3 protein-coding genes are annotated in these 3,602 nt (G+C 56.9%); all 3 read right to left on the bottom strand.

Going from position 1 to position 3,602, the window contains the following annotated elements:
- Positions 1–179: 179 nt before the first annotated feature.
- Entirely contained in the window at positions 180–449 is a 270-nt protein-coding gene (locus tag NGM28_RS28240) for a DUF7710 domain-containing protein (protein WP_252092518.1), read from the bottom strand.
- Between the two features lie 60 nt (positions 450–509).
- Positions 510–1,058 carry an Imm15 family immunity protein gene (locus NGM28_RS28235; protein WP_252092517.1) on the bottom strand — a complete coding sequence of 183 codons (549 nt, stop codon included), beginning with the start codon at positions 1,056–1,058 and terminating at the stop codon, positions 510–512.
- A partial coding sequence (locus tag NGM28_RS28230) for an RHS repeat domain-containing protein (RefSeq protein WP_252092516.1) occupies positions 1,022–3,602 on the bottom strand: 2,581 nt, incomplete at its 5' end. The genes NGM28_RS28235 and NGM28_RS28230, both read right to left, overlap by 37 nt.

Raw genomic sequence — 3,602 nt, 5'->3', positions numbered from 1 at the left:
CATGTAATGCATACATCGTGGGGCGGCAAGTGCCGCCCCTTTGTGCTGTTGTTTAGCCCGCTGTAGCTGTGTTCGGATACCGTCTCAGAACTGCGTCGCCGATTGTTTGTGTAGGTGCCGCCCAAGACGTCGTAACTGAAGTCGCTCTTGAGCCTGCTAGAGAATACTCAGCCTAGTAGTTACTCTGAGCTACCGTTTTCGAAATGGAAGTGCTCTTGAGCTGCGGACGAAAACTTCTGTATGAAGGCAGAAGATTTTTCTTTCTCATTTTTTATACGAAAGTGACCGTTTTCTACTGCCCAATCGTACACGGAAATCCCGACGGGATACTGGGAGAGCACTCCACTCAATGAGTTGTTCTTTATCCACAGCTCTGCATCGGCAAACGCGACAAATACGCCTGACGGAAATCGACTTTCTGATCCAGTGAAAACCCAAACAGTTTTCATGTTAAATCCTTGGGGCCTGATTGAGTCAAGGGGTGTAGAGCGAGTCGAGCGCTTCGAACCTCATTGTCTGTGTCGCGGAATGGCGTATATTCGTATTAGCTCTTCATTACAGGCCTTATCGAAGAATCTACTCTCAAGAAAGACAAAACTTTCAACAAGACCGCAGGATGTAAAAATTTTTTTGACTCTGTCCATTTCGTTAGAGTCTTCTTTGGGTTGGTTGTCCATTAACCACTGGCGAAGAGTGTCACTGGCATCGCTCGGGTATACGAAAATCCTGGGCACTAATGTCGAGCCATGGCGGTCGTCAAACTGTGTAAATGTAATTGCGGTTAGCGCGATTTTTTTCTGATTATTCCTGGCGAGCGCATGCAAGGTGTTGAGCAGGAAAAAAGCGAGCCCTAGAAGGAAGTCTGATATGTTTTCTTCCCTTAGGGTTTTCTTTAGTTTTTTTATCCTGCTGTCGCGTGAAACCATTGGAAATTCTTCGAAGTTATCAAACTCAAAGAGCAGTTCATTGAGGTCGTTGTATGGCTCCTTTTCTATGATTTTCTTATATGTTTTTAGCAGGTTCATTTGCTTATTTTCCAGCCGTGACTGTTTAGCCATTCAATTGTTTTCCTGCTGAAGGTGACGTCGCCTTTACCTTTGTCGTGAATGGTCCCATCCTGGTTGTAGCCAGAACCACATTTGCAGTGTGCATGCCATTGACTATTGGGCACTGAAATCTCAGGCTCGTCAATCCGCGTTATCTCTGATGGACCTTGTTTTTTCTCGACCTTTCTTTGGGCTTGTTTAGGTGTTCCTTGCTCTTTTACTTTGGCAAGGCCTAACGGGTCGACCCAATTGACCGGGTCGGAAGTGTAAGTGAATAAATTGAGTCCGCCTGCATATCCAGAGGGGTCTTCACTTATGAATCGTCCAGCTTTCGGATCATAGTACCGATAGCGGTTGTAATGTAGCCCCGTCTCATGGTCGTGGTACTGACCCTGGAAGCGAATCGGGTTGCTCAGGCCCTGCTGCTTGGCCCAGTCCGAGCGCTCCACGCGGACTTCGCCCCAGGCCTTGTACTGGCCGGCCCAGGCGATATCGCCTTGCTCATCGGTCAGCTCCATCGGTGTACCGAGATGGTCGCACTGGTACCAGGCAATCGCCTCGAACGGCTGTGGCTTCACCTCGGTATGCCACAGCGGATCCTGATCGAAGTTGTATTCGCGCTGGCTCCAATCCGGTTGCTTGTGCAGGCGGATCGGGCTCTTGCGCAGGGCCTGGGCGACCGGCACGAAGCTGCCCGGTTCGTACAGGTAATGCACGGTGCGGCCGGTGTCGCCTTCATCGCGTGGCGGTGAGCTTTCCCAGGCCAGGGTGTCGCCGTCCCAGCCAAACAGGGTGAAGCCACAACCGAGCTCGCGTTGGCGCTTGGCCCGTTGCAGCTGGTTCCAGCCGGTCCCCGCTTCCGGGCGATCCCAGAAGTGCGCCACCGAATGCTTGTGCAAGCGTCGGCCCAGGGCGTCGTAGCTGTAATCGACCTTGAGCTTGTCGTCGTTGTAACTGGCCAGCCGGTCGAACAGGTCCCAGGTGAAATGCGCGTGGGCACCGTTGTGCAGGCGGTGCACCAGGTTGCCGCGTTCGTCGTAGCGGTAATGGGTACCGGCATACTCGCGCAGCAGGTTGTCCATCAGCTTGTTGCGCCGTGGGTCGGCTTCCAGCGGGCGGTTCAGTTCCTGGGTTTTCTGGTCCAGCAGGTTACCGGCCGGGTCGAAGGCAAAGGTTTCCACGCCCAGGCGGCTGGTGGCCTTGAGCAGGCGGCCGACGGGATCGTACTGGTACTCCAACGGGCCGCGACGGCTGTCGTGGATGTTGGTCAGTTGCCCCGCCGCGTCATAGCGGTACTGACGCTTGAGCAGCGTGGACTGGCCGTCATGGCTGCCCAGCAGTTGTTCCTGCAAACGCCCGGCCGGGTCCCAGGCCTGGGTCTGCATCAGCTGATTGCCCTGATGCCGCACGATTTCGCGGTGCAGGTCGTCGCGCTCGTAAGCCAGCATCTCGTGCTGGTCGAGGGTCATGCCGAGTAGGTGGCCGCTGCCGTAGGTCAGCCAGCTGACCTTGTGCCCGTCCGGACGGATCGTCGCGGTGCGCTGATTGAGCGCGTCGTACTCGTGCTGCCACACCGCGACCATCGGCGTGCCGGTGGCCAAATAATACTGATGCTCGCGAGTCAGGTTACCCGCTTCGTCGTGGAACCATTGCAGCTTGCTGGCAGCGTTGACGGCCTGGATCAGCTGGCCGTTGCCGTCGTAGGCGAAGGTTTCGCTCTGGCTCTGGTTACCCAGACGGGCCGTGCGCTCACTCAATCGGCCCATGGGGTCGAAGGTCAGCTCGATCCGGCGTTGGCCAACTTGGGTGCTCGCGAGGCGACCGCTGTACGGGTCGTACTGGTAGCGGGTGACCAGGCCATCGAAGCCGGTCTCTTGCAGCAGCCGACCGACCGGGTCATAGAGGAACGTGGCCTTGCTGGTGTTCTCGTTTTCCAGCCCGATCAAGCGGCCGAGCTTGTCCCAGCGATAACGTAGGGTGTGCTCATTGGCGTCGACGCGTTCGCTCAGCAGGCCGACCGCGTTGTAGGTCCAGGTGGTGCAGCGATCAAGCGCGTCGACATGGGCCAGCAGACGCCCTTCGGCATCGTAGTTGAAGCGTTCCTCGGTCTTGTCCGGGTGGGTAACCTTGGCCAGTTGCCCGGCCTGGTACTCGTAGGCGGTCGTGCTGCCGGCCGCATCGGTGAAAGCGGTCAGCTGGCCGAAGGCGTTGTACGTCCATTGGCTGGTCTTGCCCGAGCAGTCGGTGTACTCAAGCAGTTGCCCGGCCTCGTTGTAGGCGAGCGTCTTCTCGTTGCCCAACGCATCCTTGATTGCCTTGACCAGCCCGGCCGGGGTGTAGGCGAACTCGGTCTTATGGCCCAGCGGGTCGACGCTCTCGACCAGGTTGCCGCGCTCGTCGTAGTCGCGTAGCCACAAGCCACCTTCGGCATCACGCAGTTTGATCGGCTGGTCATGATCGTCGTAGGCGTAGTGCACCGTACTGTGGTCGGCACGGATGTGCTGCAGCAGGTTGCTGCGCTCATCGTAGGTGTAGCGGTCCTGGCTGCCGTCGGGG

Source organism: Pseudomonas sp. MWU13-3659 (assembly GCF_023757525.1).
GTDB classification, from domain to species: Bacteria; Pseudomonadota; Gammaproteobacteria; order Pseudomonadales; family Pseudomonadaceae; genus Aquipseudomonas; species Aquipseudomonas entomophila_E.
The sequence above is the reverse complement of the archived record's forward strand: the minus strand, read 5'-3'. Positions and strand labels throughout refer to the sequence as shown.